This is a genomic window from Bdellovibrio sp. HCB-162 (genome assembly GCF_047344985.1).
In the GTDB taxonomy this organism is placed as follows: domain Bacteria; phylum Bdellovibrionota; class Bdellovibrionia; order Bdellovibrionales; family Bdellovibrionaceae; genus Bdellovibrio.
On sequence record NZ_CP178861.1, the window covers coordinates 1556894 to 1578656 of the forward strand.

Annotated in this window: 25 protein-coding genes; 19 read left to right on the top strand and 6 right to left on the bottom strand. The window is 43.4% G+C overall.

Annotation, left to right across the window (positions count from 1 at the left end):
• The first annotated feature begins 36 nt into the window (after positions 1 to 36).
• The 6 genes from ACLSSO_RS07585 to ACLSSO_RS07610 all read left to right on the top strand — a co-directional run bounded on the left by ACLSSO_RS07585 (position 37) and on the right by ACLSSO_RS07610 (position 4680).
• On the top strand, positions 37 to 960 hold the full coding sequence (locus tag ACLSSO_RS07585) for a polysaccharide deacetylase family protein (RefSeq protein WP_413944549.1): 924 nt from the start codon (positions 37 to 39) through the stop codon (positions 958 to 960).
• Positions 961 to 966: 6 nt separating this feature from the next.
• Positions 967 to 1515 (top strand): GNAT family N-acetyltransferase, encoded by a 549-nt coding sequence (locus tag ACLSSO_RS07590; RefSeq protein WP_413944550.1) that lies wholly within the window; start codon positions 967 to 969, stop codon positions 1513 to 1515.
• Positions 1516 to 1767: 252 nt separating this feature from the next.
• On the top strand, positions 1768 to 2280 hold the full coding sequence (locus tag ACLSSO_RS07595) for a mobile mystery protein A (RefSeq protein ID WP_413944551.1): 513 nt from the start codon (positions 1768 to 1770) through the stop codon (positions 2278 to 2280).
• On the top strand, positions 2237 to 2824 hold the full coding sequence (locus ACLSSO_RS07600; protein ID WP_413944552.1) for a mobile mystery protein B: 588 nt from the start codon (positions 2237 to 2239) through the stop codon (positions 2822 to 2824). Before ACLSSO_RS07595 ends, ACLSSO_RS07600 begins: the two co-directional genes overlap by 44 nt.
• Before the next feature lie 59 nt (positions 2825 to 2883).
• Entirely contained in the window at positions 2884 to 3633 is a 750-nt protein-coding gene (locus ACLSSO_RS07605) for a tyrosine-protein phosphatase (RefSeq protein ID WP_413944553.1), read from the top strand.
• Between the two features lie 57 nt (positions 3634 to 3690).
• Positions 3691 to 4680: an HD-GYP domain-containing protein gene (locus ACLSSO_RS07610; protein ID WP_413944554.1), complete on the top strand. Its 990-nt coding sequence runs from the start codon at positions 3691 to 3693 to the stop codon at positions 4678 to 4680.
• Here ACLSSO_RS07610 and ACLSSO_RS07615 read toward each other — a convergent pair.
• The gene (locus ACLSSO_RS07615; RefSeq protein WP_295902699.1) at positions 4677 to 5195 is read right to left on the bottom strand and encodes a hypothetical protein; all 519 of its coding nucleotides are present in this window, start codon (positions 5193 to 5195) and stop codon (positions 4677 to 4679) included. The two genes, ACLSSO_RS07610 and ACLSSO_RS07615, sit on opposite strands and share 4 nt — an antisense overlap.
• Before the next feature lie 91 nt (positions 5196 to 5286).
• Between ACLSSO_RS07615 and ACLSSO_RS07620 the strand changes: the two genes are divergently transcribed.
• Positions 5287 to 7620 (top strand): fatty acid cis/trans isomerase, encoded by a 2334-nt coding sequence (locus tag ACLSSO_RS07620; RefSeq protein WP_413944555.1) that lies wholly within the window; start codon positions 5287 to 5289, stop codon positions 7618 to 7620.
• Here the strand turns inward: ACLSSO_RS07620 and ACLSSO_RS07625 are convergent.
• Positions 7605 to 8204: a histidine phosphatase family protein gene (locus ACLSSO_RS07625; RefSeq protein ID WP_295902705.1), complete on the bottom strand. Its 600-nt coding sequence runs from the start codon at positions 8202 to 8204 to the stop codon at positions 7605 to 7607. The genes ACLSSO_RS07620 and ACLSSO_RS07625 overlap by 16 nt on opposite strands.
• Before the next feature lie 54 nt (positions 8205 to 8258).
• Between ACLSSO_RS07625 and ACLSSO_RS07630 the strand changes: the two genes are divergently transcribed.
• A complete protein-coding gene (locus tag ACLSSO_RS07630) occupies positions 8259 to 8984 on the top strand; it encodes an EI24 domain-containing protein (protein WP_413944556.1) in 726 nt (241 codons plus the stop codon).
• Between the two features lie 36 nt (positions 8985 to 9020).
• Positions 9021 to 9470: a Fur family transcriptional regulator gene (locus tag ACLSSO_RS07635; RefSeq protein ID WP_295902710.1), complete on the top strand. Its 450-nt coding sequence runs from the start codon at positions 9021 to 9023 to the stop codon at positions 9468 to 9470.
• On the opposite strand, the gene ACLSSO_RS07640 is transcribed toward ACLSSO_RS07635, so the two are convergent.
• A complete protein-coding gene (locus tag ACLSSO_RS07640; RefSeq protein ID WP_413944557.1) occupies positions 9464 to 10993 on the bottom strand; it encodes a PAS domain-containing protein in 1530 nt (509 codons plus the stop codon). The two genes, ACLSSO_RS07635 and ACLSSO_RS07640, sit on opposite strands and share 7 nt — an antisense overlap.
• Positions 10994 to 11111: 118 nt before the next feature.
• On the opposite strand from ACLSSO_RS07640, the gene ACLSSO_RS07645 reads away from it, so the two are divergent.
• The 4 genes from ACLSSO_RS07645 to pstB all read left to right on the top strand — a co-directional run bounded on the left by ACLSSO_RS07645 (position 11112) and on the right by pstB (position 14793).
• Complete coding sequence (locus tag ACLSSO_RS07645; protein ID WP_413944558.1) at positions 11112 to 12113, top strand: PstS family phosphate ABC transporter substrate-binding protein; 1002 nt, start codon at positions 11112 to 11114, stop codon at positions 12111 to 12113.
• 72 nt (positions 12114 to 12185) lie between these two features.
• On the top strand, positions 12186 to 13061 hold the full coding sequence (pstC, locus tag ACLSSO_RS07650) for a phosphate ABC transporter permease subunit PstC (RefSeq protein ID WP_295902719.1): 876 nt from the start codon (positions 12186 to 12188) through the stop codon (positions 13059 to 13061).
• Positions 13062 to 13147: 86 nt separating this feature from the next.
• Entirely contained in the window at positions 13148 to 14020 is an 873-nt protein-coding gene (gene pstA / locus ACLSSO_RS07655; RefSeq protein WP_413944813.1) for a phosphate ABC transporter permease PstA, read from the top strand.
• Positions 14021 to 14025: 5 nt separating this feature from the next.
• Entirely contained in the window at positions 14026 to 14793 is a 768-nt protein-coding gene (gene pstB / locus ACLSSO_RS07660; protein WP_295902734.1) for a phosphate ABC transporter ATP-binding protein PstB, read from the top strand.
• A 63-nt stretch (positions 14794 to 14856) separates the two neighbouring features.
• On the opposite strand, the gene ACLSSO_RS07665 is transcribed toward pstB, so the two are convergent.
• On the bottom strand, positions 14857 to 15804 hold the full coding sequence (locus ACLSSO_RS07665) for a hypothetical protein (RefSeq protein ID WP_413944559.1): 948 nt from the start codon (positions 15802 to 15804) through the stop codon (positions 14857 to 14859).
• Between the two features lie 63 nt (positions 15805 to 15867).
• A complete protein-coding gene (locus tag ACLSSO_RS07670; protein WP_413944560.1) occupies positions 15868 to 16251 on the bottom strand; it encodes a hypothetical protein in 384 nt (127 codons plus the stop codon).
• Between the two features lie 228 nt (positions 16252 to 16479).
• Here ACLSSO_RS07670 and ACLSSO_RS07675 point away from each other — a divergent pair, with 228 nt between their 5' ends.
• The 4 genes from ACLSSO_RS07675 to rfbG all read left to right on the top strand — a co-directional run bounded on the left by ACLSSO_RS07675 (position 16480) and on the right by rfbG (position 18439).
• Positions 16480 to 16764: a BrnT family toxin gene (locus tag ACLSSO_RS07675; protein WP_413944561.1), complete on the top strand. Its 285-nt coding sequence runs from the start codon at positions 16480 to 16482 to the stop codon at positions 16762 to 16764.
• Positions 16765 to 16766: 2 nt separating this feature from the next.
• Entirely contained in the window at positions 16767 to 16988 is a 222-nt protein-coding gene (locus tag ACLSSO_RS07680) for a BrnA antitoxin family protein (protein ID WP_413944562.1), read from the top strand.
• 71 nt (positions 16989 to 17059) lie between these two features.
• Entirely contained in the window at positions 17060 to 17368 is a 309-nt protein-coding gene (locus ACLSSO_RS07685) for a hypothetical protein (protein WP_340591204.1), read from the top strand.
• Positions 17369 to 17371: 3 nt separating this feature from the next.
• On the top strand, positions 17372 to 18439 hold the full coding sequence (gene rfbG / locus ACLSSO_RS07690; RefSeq protein WP_413944563.1) for a CDP-glucose 4,6-dehydratase: 1068 nt from the start codon (positions 17372 to 17374) through the stop codon (positions 18437 to 18439).
• Between the two features lies 1 nt (position 18440).
• On the opposite strand, the gene ACLSSO_RS07695 is transcribed toward rfbG, so the two are convergent.
• Positions 18441 to 18809 (bottom strand): hypothetical protein, encoded by a 369-nt coding sequence (locus tag ACLSSO_RS07695; protein ID WP_413944564.1) that lies wholly within the window; start codon positions 18807 to 18809, stop codon positions 18441 to 18443.
• A gap of 518 nt (positions 18810 to 19327) precedes the next feature.
• Between ACLSSO_RS07695 and ACLSSO_RS07700 the strand changes: the two genes are divergently transcribed.
• Both ACLSSO_RS07700 and ACLSSO_RS07705 read left to right on the top strand, forming a co-directional pair.
• Entirely contained in the window at positions 19328 to 20743 is a 1416-nt protein-coding gene (locus tag ACLSSO_RS07700) for an MBOAT family O-acyltransferase (protein WP_413944565.1), read from the top strand.
• Between the two features lie 6 nt (positions 20744 to 20749).
• Positions 20750 to 21760: a hypothetical protein gene (locus tag ACLSSO_RS07705; RefSeq protein WP_413944566.1), complete on the top strand. Its 1011-nt coding sequence runs from the start codon at positions 20750 to 20752 to the stop codon at positions 21758 to 21760.
• Positions 21761 to 21763 lie beyond the last annotated feature (3 nt).

Sequence of the window (21763 nt, forward strand, 5' to 3'; positions counted from 1 at the left end):
AAGACAAAGTGTCGTGACGACTCCTATGCTTAATCCATGAAAAAATCGTTTCTCTTTTTTGTTTTATCCCAGTTTTTTGTTGTCGCCGCCTTTGCGTCCATCAAAGTGGCTATCACCGTAGACGATCTTCCGACACATCAAGATCTGCCTCCAGGCGTGACGCGTGAAATGGTCGCTAAGAAAATGACCCAGGTTCTTCGTAAGCACAAAATCCCTGAAGTTTATGGATTTATCAATGCGGGTAAAGTTGAAAAGAAAAATGAGTCCAAAGAAGTTTTAAAAATTTGGAAAAAAGCGGGATATCCCTTTGGCAATCACACGTATCTTCATGAAGACATCAACAAAGTCTCTCTTGAAGACTACAAGAAATCTATCGAGCTTAATGAGCCCATGTTGAAAGAGTTGAGTGGCAAATCAAACTGGAAATTTTTCCGATATCCTTATCTGCGTGAAGGGGAGGCTCTTGAAACGAGAAGTGCGATTCGCAGTTTCTTAAAAGATCATGGTTATCAAATAGCGCAAGTGACAATTGATTTTGAAGACTGGAGCTGGAACGGGCCTTACTCTCGTTGTGTGGCAAAGCAGGATCAAGAATCCATTGCATGGTTAGAACAGACGTACATCAAAAATGCGACGGACATGTTGGATCGTGCGGAAGTTCTTTCTCAGTCTCTTTTTAAACGCAGTATTCCTCACGTGCTTCTTCTTCATATCGGTGCTTTTGATGCTGAGATGATTGATAAGCTTATTACGGAATATAAGAAAAAAGGCGTGGAGTTTATTCCGCTTTCTGAAGCGCAGAAAGATGAAGTGTATTCTTTAGATCCTGCTTCTCCTGCGAAAAGAGGCTCTGAACTCACATATCAGTTCATGAATGCGCGCAATTTAAAGTTAGCAGATGTAGGGTTAAAAAAATACGAAGACTATCCTGAAGAAAAACTACAAAAAATTTGTCAGTAGGATTTTATGAATCTGATTTTGCGTGAGCTTACAAAGCAAGACGAAGCGGCTTTCCTAAAGGGAATGGAAGATTGGAAAGGTGAAGATCTCACTTGGTACACTTTTGAGTGGAAGCCGGGGATGTCTCACGAAGAGCATTTGCAAATTTTAGAAAATGCTAAGGATGCGAATAAGATTCCTCCAAACAGAGTGCCGTCATCCATGCTTTACGCTTTTGTTAACGGAGAAATTGTAGGACGTTTGAACATTCGTCACAGTTTGAATGCCTATCTTTTGGAAAGAGGCGGGCACATCGGTTATGCCGTAAGCCCTCGTCACCGCCAAAAAGGATATGCGAGTGAAATATTCCGTCAAGGGCTTCAATACTGTCAAAAACTGGGAATTGAAAAATTACTAATTACCTGTGCCGATCACAATGTGCCGTCGTGGCGAATCATCGAAAAGTTCGGTGGTGCTCTTGAGAATCGAATTTTCGATGACAAGAAAAATGAATTCGTGCGCCGTTACTGGATTGATTTAGCGGATGCAAAAGGTCACCCTTTCAGCGCTGTTTGATGATTCCGTTGATATATTGATTTTTAAATCAAAACCCTAGACCTTTTCTTAAACATACACATAATTTACATATTCGTTTGACTCTAGTCTTTGGCCTTTATATCGTTATTGAAGGCTCTTTCTAGAGCTGAAAAATCCCAAAGCGCCTATATTTGTCTATATATAAATAGATTTTTTATATCTAAAGGTCTATCTATATATAGACGATATGTTATTGTATGTCTATATATAAATAGACTAATAGGTGGCCTTATGGGAACGAAGACGGCAAAGCTCCGCAGAAATCAGCTCGACAGATTCTTTAACGAGCATAAGACATTTCTTCTTGGCAAAGCGCCTAAGTACGGATGGGTCAAAGAGATCCGCCAGGCTCTTGGGATGACGATGCAAGATCTTGGGGAGCGACTCGGAGTGATCAAACAACGAGTAGAGCGCATTGAAAAAGATGAAGTGACGGGGAAGCTGACTTTGCAAACTCTGCAAGAGACAGCCGAAGCGTTGAATTGTGATTTGGTTTATTTCTTTGTTCCTAAGGGCGAAGGACTGCAGCGCACTTTGGAAGAACAAGCTCGTAAAGCCGCGCGAGACATCGTGCGAAGCACAGAGCATACGATGCAACTGGAACAACAAGATACGTCGCGCCAGTCGCAACAGCAATTGATTGAAAACATTGTGCAGGAACTATTGTTGAAAGAGGATCGCAGAATATGGAGAGCACAAAGTGAAAATCCAAAGTCCTCCAGGGGCCACACCTCTCGACGATGAAACTTTACGCGGGCTCATTCCGGGGCTCACGACCCAAGGGGAGCTTGACGAGTTTGAGGCCGCTGGAATTGCGCGAGCGCTTCTTTGGGCTTTTAACAGCCGCACCTTAAAAAAAGATCTTATCAGTGCGTCAGGTCTTTGTCTTTTGCACAGAAAAATGTTTGAGGAAACCTGGGAGTGGGCAGGACAGTTTCGAAAAAAGGAAACCAACATCGGCGTTTCTCCTGAGTCCATTCAAAATAATTTGGCGATTCTTTTAGAGGATGTGAAATTTTGGCTCACTCATCGGACTTTTTCCATGGAAGAAATCGCCGCCCGCTTTCACCATCGTCTTGTTTGGATTCATCCGTTTCCCAATGGAAATGGGCGGTTTTCTCGTCTGGCGGCGGACCTTTTGATGAGGCAATATGAGGGAATAACTTTTTCCTGGGGCCAAGAGCATTTGGGCAGAATGGGTGAGAAAAGAGAGACTTATATTAAAGCTCTTAAAATCGCCGACCAGCATCAAGACTATGATCCTTTGATTCGTTTTATGAAAAGCTAACACAGTTTTTGTACGTCAAATGTGTTATCATGGTTTTTCCCGCAAAGAAGGAGTTCCGAATGAAATTAGAAGGTGGCATTAATTTTCGAGATCTCGGTGGTTATCTTACAGCCGACGGTCGTCGTGTGAAAAAAGGACACTTCTTTCGTTCAGGATCTCTTTCTAGATTAACAGCGAAAGACTGCGAGGTTTTGCAGGCTTTTCCAGTAAAACATATCATCGACTATCGCGATCTTCATGAATCTGAAAACGACAAAGATCAATTGTGGCAGGGTGTGAATTATGAATGCTGTCCGGCGAACCCGGCAAGTCATGCCTCTTCTGCAGATGATGGCGATTTCTTTACGTCACAAAGACTTGAGGCTTTGCCAAAAGATTTCATGGAGACTTTGTATCAACGTCTTCCCTTTGCAAACCCAGCCTATCAAAAACTTTTTCAAAGAGTTGAAAGCCTGCAAAATGGTTCTTTGGTTCAGCACTGTGCGGTTGGAAAAGATCGCACGGGCGTAGGCTCTGCTTTGCTGTTGTTGTCCTTAGGAGTTCCAAAGCAAACGGTCGTTGAAGATTATCTTTTGACTGAGCAAACACTCCATCCTTTCCGCATGAAGATCCTCAACCAGATTGAACATCTTCTTAGTGCTGAGGCTCTGAAGCGTTTTCACTATATGATGTCCGCCAATGAGCAGTTCCTTCATGCGGCGTTTGGTGAGATTGAAAAGCGTTACGGGAATATGGAAAGCTATTTTGCGAATGAATTCTCACTTTCTTCGGAAAAACGTCAAAATTTACAGGCCAAATTCTTAGAATAAGCGTCTCAAACTGAGACGCTCCCTCTAGCTTTGTCTCGCATGACCGATAAGTGAGACATGGACACGAAGTTCAATCCGGACGATTACGTTGCAGTTTCCAGGGACGAATTTATTGCGGGCACGCAGGTGCCGGTCGATATCTTCCTTAAACTTTCCGAAACAAACTATGTGATGATTTTGAAAGAAGGGGCGAAGGTCAGTTTTGACCAAATGCACTTTCCTGAAAAAGCGGAATGGCTTTATGTGCGCCGTTCAGACTATCACAAATGCGTTGGGCAAACGTTGACCGTCGCAGGCATTGTGATTGACAGTGACAAAATCAGTGAGGAAAAGAAAACCATTTTTCTTTCTAAGGCCGCAGATTCGATCTTTAAAGAAATTGAACATCTGGGTTTTGATCATCAAGCGTTAGAGCATTCGAAGATCGTCAGTAAATCCATTCAAACACTCGTTGAGAATAAACCTGATATCGCAGCGGTCATCAACATGATGTCAAACTTAAGTGATGAACTTATTCGCCATGCGATGATGGTCTCGGCGATTTCCGTGATTATCGCTAAATCCATGAAGTGGACTCTGGCGCAAAACCTAGAGAAATTAGCTTTGGGAGCTTTGCTTCACGACGTAGGGATGAAAGAGCTTCCGGATGAAATTCTCGAGATGCCAAGACACGCCATGAGTCGCGATCAAGCTGCGACGTATGAGTCTCACGTGCATCGTGGCGTTGAAATTTTAAGAAGCATGCCTTCGATCTCTGACGATATTATTTCCATCGTTTTAGAGCATCATGAAAATGCACCGGGGCAGGGTTATCCTCGTCGTTTGCGCGATATTAAGATCAATCCGTTTGCTCGTGTGGTGGCGTTAGCTGATTGTTTTGCAGAGATTGTGATGCAGTCGCCGAATAATCCGCACCCGAAAAATGCGATAGCTGCGATTCAATTTATTGAAGTGACGTTAGGACAGCCGTTTCATAAGCCCGCGTTTGTGGCTTTGAAGCAAGCCCTGCAAGGGCCTGCTCCTTTAGCTGTTAAGAAAGTGATCTAGTGACGAACAAGCTCTGGAGCTGTTTCGTTAGCAAGTTCATGCAGGCAATCAACGAAGAATTTGCAAATAATGAACAAGTGAACTTGTTCATTGGCTTCCAAGGCCGGCTCTAATTCCGGAGACATGAAAAGCTCTTCAATGATGTAGTTCAAAATTTCAGGTTGACCTTCCTTCATCGATTTTTCCTGAAGGTCGGCGATGATGTCGTCGTTGATTTGCAGATATTTTTCAAATTCCGCTTCGTTTCTTTCAAAACGTTCAACCACTTCTTCTTCGTTCATTTTACGAAGGTTTTGATATTGCTCTTCAAAAGATTTGTTAAGGATAAGAGCCATCATGAAACCCAAGTCCTGAGCGCCTTCACTCATGTCTTCGATGAACTCCATAAAGAAGCCTGCAAGATCAGGTTGCACTTCGAAAAGATGTTGGGAGGCTTTTTCGAGGTCGCTTTCTTCCGTGATACTGCAGATTTTATCAATCGAATTTTGCACAGTTTGAAACGGGATTTTTTCCATGAGAGCCTCTTTTGTTTTTTTTCGTTACTTTGTCTTTCCCATAATCAAGAAAGAGTTTTATATTTGCAGAATACACGGGGAGTGTAGAAATATGCAATTTATTACGGCAGCGATGCTTTGTTTTATTTCAGTTCTGATGATGAGCGTCTCAAATGCGGATGAACCGAATCTGGATTTTTATTCCCATAAGGTGCAGCCGATTTTTGACAATCGCTGCTTGGCTTGCCACAGCTGCTTTAATGCCCCCTGCCAGCTTAATTTGCAGAACTATGAGGCCTTCCAGCGTGGTGCCAATAAGCTCAATGTTTATGATGGAACGCGCACAAAAAGTGTAGAACCCTCACGAGTTTGGATCGACGCGCACGGTGTTTCGGAATGGCGAAAACGCGGATTTTACGACGTCAATACGTTTAAAAAGCCTGAAGAAAATCTTTTTTTTAGTTTCCTAAAACTGCGCCAAGAGCAGCCGACCAAAGCCATCGATAAGCAAGTCGCCGACACTCAAGTCTGTGCTTCCACCATGACCGACTTTGCCGCTGTAGCCAAAAGCTCTCCTCAACTAGGCATGCCTTATGGTTTACCGACGTTAAGCGCTTCTGAAATCCAAACGCTCGAAACGTGGATTGCGAAAGGCGCTCCGGGGCCTTCAGAAAAAGCTAAAAAAGAGTTGGCGAAAAATCCTGTTGAAATACAAAAGCAGATCGAAGAATGGGAGAAGTTTTTAAACGAAAAACCTCTTTCGCACCAACTCGTCAGTCGTTACTTGTATGAGCATTTGTTTCTGGCTCACATCTATTTCCCTGAAAAGAAAAATGAATTCTTCCGTTTGGTGCGTTCAAAAACGAATTGTTCCCACGGCGTCGAAGAGATTGCCACTCGCAGACCCAATGACGATCCGGGAGTAAAACGTTTCTTTTACTGCCTTCAAAAATTCCCCGGCACCGTCGTTATGAAAACTCATATTCCCTATGAATGGAATTCGGCAAAACTGGCTCGCTATAAAAAGCTATTCTGGGAAACAGAGTGGGACGTAAAGACGCTGCCGAGCTATGAGGCGGGGGTGGCGGAAAACCCGTTCATTGCCTTTAATCAAATCCCGGTGAAAGCCCGTTATCAGTTTTTGCTCGACGATGCTCAATACCATGTGAGTACCTTTATTAAGGGACCTGTTTGTAACGGCAGCATGGCAGTGAATTCGATTCAAGAACAGTTCTACGTCTTTTTCTTAAATCCCGAATCTGACAATATGCTTTTATCAAAAGAATACGAAGCACAAGCTCAAGGGCTTCTTATGATGCCGGGAGTGTGGGGAAGTGATATTGAAATCAAAGACGCACCGGTGTTCTTAAAACGTCTGGTTGATCATCGCGAAAATTATAGAAAGCTTCGTACCGAGTGGCTTAAAAAATTAAAGCCCCAAGGTTATGATCTCAGTGATATTTGGAACGGTGATACAACAAATCCGAACGCTGTCTTGACCGTGTTCCGCCATGACGACAACGCCGTTGTTTTAAAAGGAGCTGTTGGAGATTTATCAAAGACGGCTTTTGTGATGGACTACGCCTTGTTTGAGCGTCTGGTTTACAATCTTGTGGTTAATTTCGACGTCTTTGGAAACATCAGCCATCAGCTTCTGACTCGCGTTTATATGGACATGATTCGTATGGAGGCGGAAGAGCTTTTCTTGATGTTCCTTCCGCCAGAGCAGCGCCTGGATTATCGCCGCAAATGGTATCAAGGGCTTTTGGCGCAGGCGAAAATGACATACATCTTCCCTACGGTGGGATCGGCCGAACCAACCGGAGTGCGCTTTAATGAGGACAGCAAAAGTACCAAAAAACAAATGGTCGAAAAGATTTTGTTTTACCGTATGAATGAAAAAGTGCGTGGTTCTTTTGATACTGTGAACTGGAAAGTTTTGGAAGTTCCCGACAGTCTAAAAAAGCAGTGGAAGGTTTCCGGTGTCGAAGCTGAACTCAGAAAAATAGCTTCTATCAAAGCGGCTAATAAAACACCTTTTGCTCGTTACTTTCCGGATTTCGCGTATCTTAAAATTCAACCGGCTCAAGGAGACATTCGTGTTTTCTCTTTGATTCACAATAAAGAGCACGAAAACATTTCTTGGATTTTAGGCGAGTCGCTGCGAATGGCTCCGAAAGAAGATTCTTTGACGTTATACGAGGGCTATTGGGGTTCTTATCCGAATATGATTTTCGACGTGAAGGAACAAGATCTTCCGGTTTTTGTGAATGCTGTTAAGAAAATAAAATCGGCTAAGGATTATCAAAAGCTTGTCACAGATTTTGGTGTGCGTAGATCTCAAGAGTCTTTCTGGATGCACTATGATGAAATGACAGCTCATCAGAAAAGAACAGATCCAGTTGATTTTGGCTACTTGGATCTGACTCGTTACGAATTAAAGTAGAAAGAGAATTTTTCGCTCTTCTCATCCCAAAGAACTGTATACACAACACAATTCGGGGTGGGAAGAATCTCTGTGAGATCCGGTCGAAGCATGTGCAGAAATCGTCTCATCACAAAACCGTGAGTGGAAATCGCCGCGTTCTTAAAAACATGTTCTTTGCAGATTTTTCTTAAAGCGGAATCAAAGCGTGCTATAGCTTCGCGAGCACTTTCTGCAGAGGGAAAATGAAAATCTAAATTTTCTGGATCAATTGAAGTCCATTTTTGCCAAGCTTCCATACCAAATTGAGAGTGAACGTCATCTTGAACCATGCCTTCAAGAACACCTAAAGAAACTTCACGCAGCTCCGTTAAAAGGTGCACCGGGCATTCTAAGTGAGCATTTGCGATGTGGGCCGTTTCTTGGGCTCTGACAAGATCGCTGCTAAAAATAACATCGATGGGATTTTCGCTAAAGAAAGTCTGCAGGCTTTGCGCTTGTTTGCGGCCTTCTTCATTCAAAGGAATATCGGTGTGGCCTTGCATGCGACGAAGATTGTTCCAATCTGTTTGCCCGTGTCGAAAGATGTGTATGATTCTTGGCATAGTGCCCCTATTGAAGCACTTGCCAGAGGGAACGGAAAGGGAAAAGATCTAAATATGACTGCTATTTTAAAAGCTTTTCGACAGGCCTTTGATTCTCTTTTGCGTCTTCAAATGTTTTGGTTGATTTTGTTGCCGCCATTTTTATCCGTCTTTGGATTTATTGTTCTTTTTGTTATTTTCTGGTCTGCCTGGGTGACAGGTTTAGGAAACTTTCTTGCGCAGATGTCGATCTTTCAATGGTTGCAAAGTCTTACGGGGCTTAATGGTTTTGCATCATGGACGGCGGTGATTTTTCTTATTCTTGTTTTTATTCCTCTTGCGTACTTAGGTGCGGTTTTACTCACATCTATTTTTGTGATGCCTATTGTTCTTTTGCGAGTGGCAGGTGCGGATTTTAAACATCTTGAAAAGAAAAAGGGCGGCACCACGGTAGGAAGTTTATGGAATACGCTTTGGGCGACGATGATTTTTATCGTCGCATTTGTTATGACTCTGCCTTTGTGGCTTGTTCCGGGATGTCAGGTCGTTGTTCCACTTTTTCTTACGGCATGGCTTAATAAAAAAATCTTCTTGTATGACGTTCTTCAAGACTATGCGAGCCTTGAAGAGCGAAAACGCATAGAGCGTGAAGATTCAGGAACTCTTTATGGATTGGGGCTTTTATTAGGGCTCCTCTCATATATTCCGCTTGCGATCTTCTTTGTTCCGGTTTTATCAGCACTTTCTTACACTTATTACGGCCTGAATGCCTTGCAAGAGCGCCGAAGTGGCGAAACCTAGTGGATTTTTAGGGCCCTTTGGTGTATCTATGGGGGCATGACGAAGTGCGGCCACGAGCGAAAAAATATCGATATTGATTCTCTCAACGAGAGAGTGCGCAAAGCGGGGATGAAACTCACATCTCAGCGCAGTCAGTTGCTTAAGATTTTGCTCAACCATCCGGAGCCGATTTCAGCCGACGAAATTTTTAAAAAGTTCGATAATAAATCAGACGGCATGGACCTCGTCACGATCTACCGTATTCTAAAAAAATTCGAGGAAGCAGCACTAGTTTCTCGTTTGGAATTTGGTGACGGTGTGGCGCGCTTTGAACTGACTCTTGAGTCCGGTCACCATCATCACCATGTGATCTGCCGCCTTTGTCAACGGGTCGAACCGTTGCATATTTGCGACCTTGATCAGCATATAAAAATGGTTGAGACCATGGGCTACAAGCAAGTCTCCCACCGTCTGGATTTCTTTGGCGTGTGTTCCCGCTGTCAGTAATTTAAAGCTTCTTCCTGCTGCCATTTTGGCAAATGAATCACGAAACTCGTATTGGCGGAGTTATGATTTAGACTCAGTGAACCTTTGTGAGCGCGCATGATTCCCGCAGAAATGCTAAGACCTAAACCTGTTCCCTTGCCAACTTCTTTGGTGGTAAAGAAAGGAAGCATCATCTGATTGGCAATATCAGAGGGAATGCCAGGGCCGGAATCGGTGACGGTGATTTCCACAGAATCGACTAATTCTTTTACGGAAATACGGATCCATTTATTTTCCAAATATTGAATAGCATCAAAAGAGTTATTAAGAAGATTCAATAGAACTTGTTCAATCTGGATCAATCGGCATTCGACTTCCAGTTCTTCGTCAATTTTTCCGACTTCAATTTCCACACCGTGATTGTAGAAACGTGTGCGGCAAAACTCCAACGTTTCGTCGATGATTTGTTTGAGTGAAACGACTTCAAAAGGGTCATAAGCTCCCTCTCGCGCAAAAGAGCGCAGGGACTTAATAATACGGGCGATTTTATCTGCCGTACGACTGATACTCTCAGCGGCTTGTTTGATTTTTTCGGGATCTGTTTTGCCGTTTTCCACCATTTGTGAAAGTTGAAAAGCTCGCGCCTGAATGACGGTGAGGGGATTGTTGATCTCATGAGCTATGCCACCAGACATTTCGCCTAGAGCTGCCATTTTTGCTGCAGAAATCAATTTTGCTTTGGCTTCATTGATTTGCTGCTCAGTTAAAATTTCCTCTGTAGAATCCCACGCCACACCGTACATGCGTTGTGAAGACTCATGGGAAAGATATTTTCCGTAACAGCGAATGTGATGCACTTCTTGATTTTCGTGAGTGACGCGATAAGTGACATAAAAGTCCTGATGTTTCTCAGCAGCTTCTTGGACTTTCATATTCACGATTTCCATATCTTCGCGATTCGAACGCTTCCAAACTTCATCAAGGGGATTCATGGAAGGAATGTTGGGGACGCCGTGGATTTCATACATACGCTGGTCCCAAAGAAGTTGATTTTTCTCAACATCCCACTCCCACGTTCCCATTTTCGCTGCCGACAAAGACAGATTGAGTTTTTCAATGGTCTTTTTTTGAGTTTCTTCAAACTCCTTGCGGTCATTAATGTCGGTTGCAACACCTAAAATGGCGGTCACTTCGCCAGCCTCGTTGCGGGAAAAAACCGTGATGCGATCGCTGTGCCAGTGATATTTACCATCACGATCTTTAAATCGATACTCCAGCGACATCACTTCGCCGTCTTTGAGATTGCGGGATTTAGCAACACCTTCTCGAAGAGAGGGAATGTCGTCGGGATGCATGGTTCGAGCATAATACTCAGACCCCATGCGGCGAATCTCTTCAAGGGTGTAACCGTAAAGTTCAGGACCGCGTTTATTGAGCCAAATAAGGTTCTCTTCTTTAAGATCAAAGATATAAATGCTGTCAGAAATAGCATTGTTGATCTTCTCAAGGATGGCAGCTTCGTCTTGGAGTTGTTTTTTACCCATAACTTTGTTTAGTTTACCCGGCTTTTGCCTAACGCGAAACGGCTAAATCATAATAAAACCCTAACAATACAGGGCGGCATATTGGTGCTAGATCTTTTAGCCATATTGAGGAGAGTCTATGTTGAAGAATATCATTCTGTCTTTATCTTTTGTGATGGGTGCTTCTGCGGCCCATGCCCAAGTCCCAGTTATTAAGATTGATGGCTCCAGCACTGTGTTTCCAATCACGGAAGCCATGGCTGAAGAGTTTCAAACAGCACAAAAAGGAAAAGTTCGCGTGACTGTAGGGATCTCTGGCACTGGCGGTGGCTTTAAAAAGTTCTGCCGTGGTGAAACGGATATTCAAGATGCTTCTCGTCCAATTCAAACTTCTGAAATGGAAACCTGCCGTGCAGCCGGTGTGAAATACATCGAAATTCCTATCGCTTATGATGCGACAGCGGTTGTTGTAAATCCAAAGAACACATGGATTAAATCTCTTTCCGTGGCAGAACTTAAGAAAATGTGGGAACCAGGTGCTCAAGGTAAAATCGCTAAGTGGAGCGACGTGAACCCAGCTTGGCCAAAACAAAACTTGAAACTTTACGGTGCAGGTTCTGACTCAGGAACTTTTGACTACTTCACTGAAGCAATCGTTGGTAAAGCGAAGTCTTCTCGCGGTGACTACACGGCAAGTGAAGATGACAACACCCTTATAACAGGCGTTGCTAATGATCAGTACGCATTGGGTTACGTTCCTCTTGCTTACTACGAAGAGAATAAAGCGAAGCTTAAAGTTGTAGCTATTGTTGGCGGTGACAAAGCTCCTAAAAAGAACGAGGCCGTTCTTCCTTCTCGTGAGACGGTTGAAAAAGGCACTTACTTCCCATTGTCTCGTCCGATCTTTATTTATGTAAGCGAAGCGGCATTGAAAAAAGCGGAAGTGAAGGACTTCGTTAACTTTTACTTGAGCAACTCCGCACAGGTTGTTCCTCAAGTGAAATACGTTGCTTTGCCGGCGAAAGCTTACGAAACAGGCAAAGAACACGTTAAAAAAGGCAAGTTAGGAACTGTTTTCGGAGGTCACTCTGAAGTAGGTCTTAAAATTGATGAGTTGATGAAACGTGAAGGTTCGTTGTAGTTTATCCCTGTGAGTAAAAGCCAACTCAAAAAACTATCTGAATTTACATCCGCCGACCACCCGGTCCGGCGGATGCGTCGTTTAAGAGAACGCGCCATTGAAACGGTGCTTTTCTTAGCGGCAGCTTCTTCTGTTCTTGTGACGGCCGGAATCGTAGGAATTCTGGTTGTGGAAAGCATTCCTTTTTTTAGTCACGTGTCCTTGAAAGATTTTTTGACCGACACAGAGTGGACACCTCTTTTTGAAAATGCCCACTACGGAATTCTGCCTCTTTTGTGTGGGACCTTCTTATCAACAGTGATTGCTTTGTCGGTCGCGATTCCGCTTGGAACTGTGGCGGCGGCTTTTTTAAGTGAGTACATCCGTCCTTCCTTGCGTGAAGTTTTAAAACCTCTTCTTGAGTTACTAGCGGCTGTTCCCACTGTTGTTTACGGTTATTTTGCGTTGTTATTTGTAACTCCGCTTTTGCAAAAGTTAATTCCATCGTTAGGGGGATTTAACGTTTTAAGTGCGGGGATTGTGATTGGAATCATGATCGTTCCTTATGTGAGCAGTCTTAGTGAAGATGCTATGCGCTCAGTCCCTGGACATTTGCGTGAGGCTTCATTTGCTGTGGGCGCTTCCCGTATGCAGACGGCTTTTCGTGTTGTGATCCCGGCGGCGTTCTCGGGAATTTCTTCCGCGTATATTTTAGGTATTTCTCGGGCTCTAGGTGAAACCATGGTTGTGGCGATTGCAGCTGGTATGCAACCGAATCTGACTTTGAATCCAACAGAACCTGCGGCAACGATCACAGCGTTTATCGTGCAAGTGAGTTTAGGGGATTTGCCTCACGGCTCGATTGGTTATCAGTCTATTTACGTCGCGGGTTTAAGCCTTCTTGTTTTAACTTTGTGTTTCAATGTGATCGGTCTTTGGCTTCGTAAGAAGTTTCAGGAGAAAGAGTGATGGAGTTGTCACAGTCTCAGCAAATTTCAAAATCAAGTGCGATCGAGGCAAAAGAAGATATTTTGAGCAATATCAAACGTCGTCAGATGTGGGATTTTATCTTTGCTGTCTTGGGATTGATGTCTTTGCTTTTTGCTTTGGTCACGCTTCTGACATTGATTATTGATTTGGCAATCACAGGTGTGCCTCGTATTAATTTTGAGTTCTTCACTAATTTCCCGTCGCGATTTGCGGAAAGAGCGGGGATTTTGTCAGCGTGGGTGGGATCGTTCTGCATTATGCTCACGACGGCTTTTTGTGCGATTCCTTTGGGCGTTGCTGCCGGTGTTTATCTTGAAGAGTACTCCAAGAAAAATTGGGTTTCGCAATTGATTGAACTTAACATCATCAATCTTGCGGGGATTCCTTCGATCACTTATGGCCTTATGGCTTTGGGGCTCTTTGTTTATAAGTTAAAGCTGGGACAAAGTATTTTGACGGCGGGTTTGACTTTAGGGCTTCTGGTTTTGCCGATTATTATCGTGACCACTCGTGAAGCGATTCGCTCTATTCCCAACACCATTCGTGAAGCAAGTTACGCGATGGGGGCAAGTAAGTGGCAAACTATTCGCTATCATATTCTGCCGTACTCTTCCGGTGGTATTCTTACCGGCGTGATTATTTCTTTGTCTCGCGCGATTGGTGAAACGGCTCCGTTAATCACCATCGGAGCTTTGACGTTCATCGCGTTTTTGCCAACGCCTCCTGTAGAGGGGCATTTTCCGTTTGTTAATTTTAAATGGCTCATGGATCCGTTTACCGTGATGCCGATTCAGATGTTTAACTGGTTGTCGCGTCCTCAGCCTGAGTTTCACGTGAATGCAGCGGCGACCGGGGTCATTCTTTTGTTGATGACTTTGATTATGAACGGAGGAGCTATTTATTTGCGCCTTCGCTTCCGTAAAAAGATGAAGTGGTAATGATTATGGAACTACAGCTTCGTGCCGAAGTTAAAAATTTGCTTTTCTCTTACGGGGATAAAAAAGTCCTAAATGGCGTAACATTGCCGGTTTATGAAAATCGTGTGACGGCTTTGATTGGACCTTCGGGGTGTGGAAAGACGACGTTGCTTCGTTGTTTTAATCGCATGCATGATCTTTATCCGAATGCGAACTACCAAGGGGAGATTCTTCTACATCCGGATCGTCGTAATATCCTGGGTAAAGAAATTGATCCAATGGAAGTACGCATGCGTATCGGAATGGTTTTCCAAAAACCAAACCCCTTTCCAAAAAGTATTTACGAAAACGTCGCTTACGGACTCAAAGTTCGCGGTGTGAAAAAGAAAAGCTTTATCGAAGAACGTGTTGAGCGTTCTTTGCAACAGGCCAGTCTTTGGAATGAAGTGAAGGATCGTTTGAATTCTTCAGCGACAGCGTTGTCAGGTGGGCAGCAACAGCGCCTTTGTATTGCACGTGCTTTAGCGACGGAACCGGAGATTTTGTTGTTGGATGAACCGACATCAGCTCTTGATCCGATTTCCACTCGTCATATTGAAGAATTGATTCAAGAACTTCGTAAAGAAGTGACGATTGCGATTGTCACACACAGTCTGCATCAAGCAGCCCGTGTTTCTGATTTCACAGCGTTTATGTATTTGGGTGATTTGATTGAATTTGGCGCCAGCGACCAAGTCTTTACAAACCCTAAAGACCCGCGCACAGAAAACTACATCACAGGCCGCTTCGGATAGAAGGTACGCCGTACCTTTTTGAAACGCGCCAGGCCGTGATAGTATCATTTGTGTTGAATATCCCTAGAGAATAAATCTTAAAGTGACTTTGCCATAAAAGGCATTGCCGATATCGACCGGATTCTTGGGATCCGTTGTGTAGTTTTCATCGACAAAGAAAGCACGATCAAAAGCGTGACCGGCTTCCAATTCTGCGAAAACAGATTTTGAAAGCGGGGACTTAATACCTAAGAAAACTTTTTTCTCGTCGTAAAACAAACGATCGTTGCGGTTGGCTCTGCCGTACAAATAATAAGTCACTTGTGAGAAGTCGAGTCCCGTGTAAATGCGGGCGTATTCGTTGAGTTTGTAATTGATAGAACCTTTGAAAACCCATGGAACTAGAGTGAATACTTCAAGACCCCATTTCTCAGCGTAGTCCCAATTCACAGAGGCAAAAGGAACGCCGAAAACTCCGCGAAAAGTTTTTGAAGGCGCATAGAAGTAGGCAAAACCTGGAAGAGGAATTTCATTTAAGATCGGGCGATTGTTTGAATAGTCTACGAGCAAAAGCCAGCGACTGGTTTCGTCACTAGGGTAAGAATAAAATGCAGTGATCCCCAACGTAGTGACCGTGGAATCTTCAAACGGTTTGTCACTGGCAGATCCATAGCGGGCTGAAACTGACCAAAGACGTTGTTCATCTAAGGCCTTTGTGTAACCCAGGCCCACTTGCATGTCATAGAGTTCTGAAAAATTATTTTGCGCGGGACGAATTGAGAATTGGGAGCCGCTTAAGGATAGGGAAACAGCTTCACCGTCGGTTTTGTAAACGGGCGCAATAAAGTTCATCGTTTGGTAAGAAGTCGAAGCACGCTCTTGAGGAAAATCTGACTTATCGTGAAAAAGTCCAGAGTAACTGAGCATCACCTTTTGCATTTTTGGCGGAGTCAGTCCCGAAGTCAGTTCAAAAGCGTGAGATGAAAGTGCGAAAAAGAAAACGGCAAAAAATATCTGAGAGGCTTTAATCATACGCTTTTCAGCATAGAAGCCTCTTTGACGCCTTACAAGTCGTAATATTGTTCGGGGTGGGAACTATACGCGTTCAATGCGCACTACGCGAGCGCAGTTCTGGCAGATCTCGGTGATCGGCCATTGAAGTTCTGCGGGTTTTACCTTCACTTCTGTTTGGCAGTGTGGGCAGCGTGTTTCGCCGCTTAAAACTCGGCCTTCGCTTTTATACGTTCGGCGAGCAAAGAATAGACCCAGGAAAAAGAAAAGAGGAACCGTCACAAAATGGAAAACCGGAATAAGAACTGAAACCAGAGCGATCCCCCAAAATAGAGCGAGCTTCTTAAGAGCTTGCGACATTCGTTCAGGCGGGGAGAAGTGTTTGATATAAACAATACCGTCAGTGCGACGTTCGTCGCCAACATTGGCTTGAATTAAAACTTTTTCCCCTTGTGCAGTGGCATCCATCTTGGGCTCCCTTTTGTGAGCATATTGAAAGTGCCGTGTGGACGGGTCAAGACACGGCGTTTCGATGCGGGGAGTTGAGAATGCTAGAGTCGATAGTTCCGGACGTCGGTTGCATTCGGGGCTTACTTAAATTCGAGCTGGAGTTAGAGGTGCGCGGAGTTTTGCAGTAATTTAGAAATTATTAAACGTGCATATATTGTATGTACATTTTGATGGTTTGGTGATACTGTGAAAATAGAATTTGTCTGGGATAAAGCGAAGGCTCAAGCCAATGTGAAAAAACACGGGCTTTCTTTCGAAGAGGCGACAACGGCCTTTTACGATGAAAGAGCATTGCTTATATCTGATCCTGTACATTCCGTTGGTGAAGAGCGATTTATTTTGTTGGGTAGAAGCAATGAAGATCGAATCCTCGTTGTTGTGCATCTCTACTGGGAAAAAGACGAAGTGATTAGGTTGATATCAGCTAGATTGGCGACTCGATCTGAAAGTAATCAATATTTTGCGAGGTGAGCGTGAGGAAAGAATACGATTTCGGCAAAGCAAAGAAAAATCCTTATGCGAAAAAGCTGAAAACGCGAACGACGATTCGTTTGGACGAAGATGTTATCGAATATTTTCAGAACTTGGCTGATGAAACTGAAATTCCGTATCAGACGTTGATCAATCTGTTTTTAAAAGACTGCGTAAGGCAGAATCTTCAGCCCGATTTGAGTTGGGCCAGAAAGAAGAAGTAGTTCATCTAGGCAATGCGTCATAACTCAGAAATAAGTGCCAGCGAGAAGCTTCCGCCGTTAGGCTTTTAGTTATGAAAGCACTCCACTCTGACAAATATTTTATTCGTGAATCTCTGTTCAATCTTGTTGAGCTGTCTTTACTTGCTCGTCTTTATGAAGAACATTGCATTCCATCTGCAAGCAGTGGAGTTTTGAACCAAGCTTCTCTTGCGCAAACTTTGCTTAAAATGAAAGCAACTGAGGGCAAAGGTGTGCTTCGTGTGGCTATTTACGAAACCGATCCCATTGGTTTTTATTGGAAGTTTGAAGATCAAGTGCTGGCCCATTGGGTTCACCCAGAACACCGTGGACAAGGTGTTGAGCAAGGTCTTTTAGGTTAGTTTATGAACGGAAAAACCGCGTCTTCATTCTGGCAAGGCAAGCGGGTTTTTATCACTTATCCCACAAGTTTTTTGGGCGCGTGGACAGCTCTTGCATTAGAACATTTAGGCGCGCAAGTTTTCGGATTTTCGGAAACAGCGGGGAAGACCCCGAATCTTTTTGATCTCACGAATTTGGCTCAGCGTATTTCGATGACGTACGGGGATCTTCGCGATGAAGATGCTTTTCGTCAGGTTTTGCAATTCGCGCAGGCAGATATCGTTTTACATCTTGGAGAAACGGGCCTTTTAACGGAAGCGGAAAAAAAGCCGCTTGAGATCTTTTCGAAATCTGTTTTAGGTACTGCGACCTTGATGGAGCTTTTACGAGAGACAGCTTCGGTGCGCTCGGTGGTTGTTGTTAGCTCTGATAAAGTTTATTCACGCGCTACCGACAACAAAGCTTTGTCTGAATCAGATAAGGTTGCAGCTCAAGATATTTTACCGACGGCAAAACTCTGTTCTGAGTTTGTGGCTCTTTCTTATCGAAATACTTTTTTCTCTCCTGAAAAATACAACAAACATAAAGTTGCTGTCGCAACGGCACGAATTGGTTCTGCGATTGGTGGAGGTGATTTCTCGGAGTCCTCGTTAATCCCGCAAGCCGTGCAAAGTTTTTTAAATAAGAAATCTTTTGAAATTCGCAATCCACAGTCAGTACGCCCGTGGATTCATGTTTTGGATCAGGTTGACGGAATTTTGCGATTGGCGGAAGCATTGTATGTGAAGGGACCAAAGCTTGCTGAGACTTATAACTTAGGTGCTGCGGAGTTTGAGAGTATCGGTGAAGTGATGAAGGAGTTTGCGCAGGTGATGGGTATTCAAAGTGCGAGCGTTTCAGCGAACACTAATAAGTTGTCGTTATCGCTGCACGGACAAATGAATAGCGATCTTGCGAAACAACATTTTGATTGGGAGCCTCGATGGAATCTTTCCAGAGCTTTAGAAAAAACGGCGCAGTGGTATCAAACATACTATAAAGAAGATTCGTCGGAGCACTTGAGCGAGAATGTTGTAGAATACTTTTCCTAAGTTATGCTGCCTTTAAATCAAATTGGATCTGGTCATACTCCACGGTAGGTGTTTTGACCCATCGCCCTTGGACTCTTGCCTCGGTGATTTTTATAGCCCCAATATCTTCAAAGAAAAGAATAATTTTATTTAAGTTTGAGACATCCATATGAATGATTTTAGCCAGTTCGTAAACAGATTTTGGCTTGTAAATGAGAATCGTGGATAGGACTCCAATATTCTTAATAAACCGATCAAAATCTTTTTTGTTGTCGAAAGATATTTCGTAGTGATTTTTTTTTAGCTTTCCCTTTCTCGCGGACTTAAGAGCCTGCTTAAATTCTGAAAGTGCTTCACTCGAACTTTTCATTGAAATAATCAGTTTTTTCACAGTTTAACTCCTAGCCCTTTCCAGACAATTTCTTTAAAGTCTCGAATCAAAGAGTCTTCATCGACAAAAATGTATTTTTCTTCTCTCTTGTTAAGATGAAGATGGGGACCTTTGGGGTGGTGGTTGTCCAGAAGTACGTAGGCACCGCTTTTTAGGTCTTTGCAAATGAGGCCGTATTTAATACCCAGAGGATATTTATTGGTCGTACCAACTTCATGAATGGACAGCTCGACCACATATCTATTGCCCATCTTAACTTTATGATAAAAGCGTAGATGAGCCTTCATATTGGTTTAATTATACCAATATATAAGAAATTGACCATAAAAAACTCCAAAGTCTGAAAATTGATGAGTTATTGTGCAAAATTGCCCCCCCCCCAGCATTGTGAAATTTAGTAGTTTTTAGGGCTTTTTTAATGCCGAAGCTCGGACCTCAAAAGAAGGTATGAAACCAACTCGTTGCGGCGCCCCAAATCTAAATAGACAAATACTTAAGGCTCCATTATTTCAAAGGGCATGCTTTTCAACTCGTACTCGTTTCTTTTTCTGTTTTTACCAATAACTTTGCTGGGTTATTACCTGATCACGAAAAAGAGACTTCAGCTGTGGTTTCTCTTTTTTTCGAGTGTTTTTTTCTATGCCTACTGGAGCAAAACTTTTGTATTCCTTTTGCTCTTTACCGTCGTCCTTGATTTCTACGTCGCTAAAAATATTTACTACGCGAAAACGCAAAGAGTACGAAAGGCGTTACTATTAACGTCGATTATCGCGAACCTTTCTGTTTTAGGATTTTTTAAGTACTACAATTTTTTTGCTGATTCTCTTAACGGAATTTTTCATTTCGGCGGGGCTTCTACCGACGTCCTTCCTATTCTGAATGTCGTTTTACCAATTGGTATTTCATTTTATACGTTTCAATCCATGTCTTATGTGATCGACGTATACCGTCGCGTTTCAGATGCTCATGCGCATTTGTTGGAATTTGCAGGCTACGTAACGCTTTTCCCACATCAAATTTCAGGGCCTCTGGTCAGGCACAATCAAATCGTCCCACAGCTTGAAAGTTCAACGACGTACGTTTTTCACCCGGAAAATTTTTGGAACGGATGTTATTTCTTCGGGTTTGGTCTTTCCAAAAAAATGTTAATCGCGGACCGCATTGCTGCCGTTGTCGATCCTTTGGTTATGAATATGGCCGGGGCGTCGACCGCTGAAGCTTGGATTGCGATGATCGGTTACACAATGCAGATCTATTTCGATTTCAGCGGTTACTCTGATATGGCCGTCGGATTGGGACTGATGATGAATATTCAGTTCCCGCCAAATTTCAATTCTCCCTATAAATCACTGTCCATTACAGAGTTCTGGCAGCGTTGGCATATCACTTTGTCATCTTGGTTGCGCGATTATCTTTATATTTCATTGGGTGGAAATCGTGAAGGAGCCGTTAAAACTTATCGCAATTTGTTTTTGACAATGGCGATCGGTGGGCTATGGCATGGAGCCAATTGGACTTATGTGATTTGGGGTTCTTTCCATGGCGTGATTCTTGGGATTGAGCGCTTCTTCAAAAATCGCGGTTGGAATGTGATCACCAATAAGTATTTAAGCTGGGCACTCACGTTTTTCTTAGTGTGCATCGGTTGGGTGTTTTTCCGCGCTCACAATCTCGAACAAGCGATTTTGTGGTTGCAGAAAGTATTTTTCCTCAATGGCAACGTGAGCTGGGATATCACGCTGATTCCTTTAAAACACAAAGATCGCTTCTTTGCGGCCATGGGCATTGGATTACTAATTGCTTTATTCTCTAAAAATACCTGGGAACTGAAGTTTACACCTTCCTATTTACGTGCGGTCTTATTGGCATTTATGTTTGTTGTTTGTTTGGCCTATATGGGGGAAGAATCCCCATTTCTTTATTTCCAATTTTAGGCGGGGATGATGAATAAAAATGTAAAAGTAATATTGTCCTTGGCCTTCTTTGTAATTCTTCTTTTGGGAGGGATTGCTGCATTTAATTTTTATGTGGATCCGATGTGTTACTATCACTGCCAGTCTGTTGAAGTTCAGCATCCCACACAGAACGTATACTACGAAGCCACGCAGTTGATTGCAGCTCATCCTGAAGCGGAAGTTCTTATTCTGGGTTCGTCTCGGGGCCAGACGACGCCGGGAAATTGGGTGGAAAATCATATAGGCATGAAGACTCTCAATCTTTCAAAAGGCGGTGCTGGCATTTTGCTTAAGCTGGCTTTGCTGCGAACGGCGCAAGAGTATAAGCTGCCTCTTAAAAAGATTATCTGGATTGCTGATTACTTTGAAGTTGCCGGAGATGTGACTGACGTTAAAGTTCGGCAAACACCTGTTTTGCGTAAGCACCTCGTAAAGGAATTGCCAGAAGAAGCCGGGATCAAAAATCGTTTGGAATTCCTTCAGCGATTGATCGATCACACCAGCTTTGAGGCTTCGTTGGCTCAAATCAAAAGTCTATCAACAACTTTTGAAGTTCCGCAAAGCGGAGTGAATATCGATTCTAATGCGTGTGCGTCTCCGGATTTCAAGGGAAAGACTCCAGTCGATGTTCTTTCAAAAGAAATAGACATTAGCTATTCCACTTTCGGCTTAATGCTTCGCTCTAAGATGAATGATTCTTATATGGCGGATTTAAAGAAAGAAATACAAATGTTAGGGCAAAGTGGAATTGAGGTTCTAATTTTGATCCCTCCATTTCATCCAAAGTTTATGGCGCGGCTAGCGAAAGATGCGCCAGAATCTTTGGAGAGGCATAAACAATGGTTAGATCAGCTTAATTCATTGCAGTCGGACAGGATTCATGTCAGTTCTTTTTGGGACAGAATCCCAGGTGATGACGGAGGGCCATCTTTCTGGGATGATGGAGCTCATCCAACCTGCAAGTCGATGATGATAATGCTGGATAAAGCTCTCTAGGAT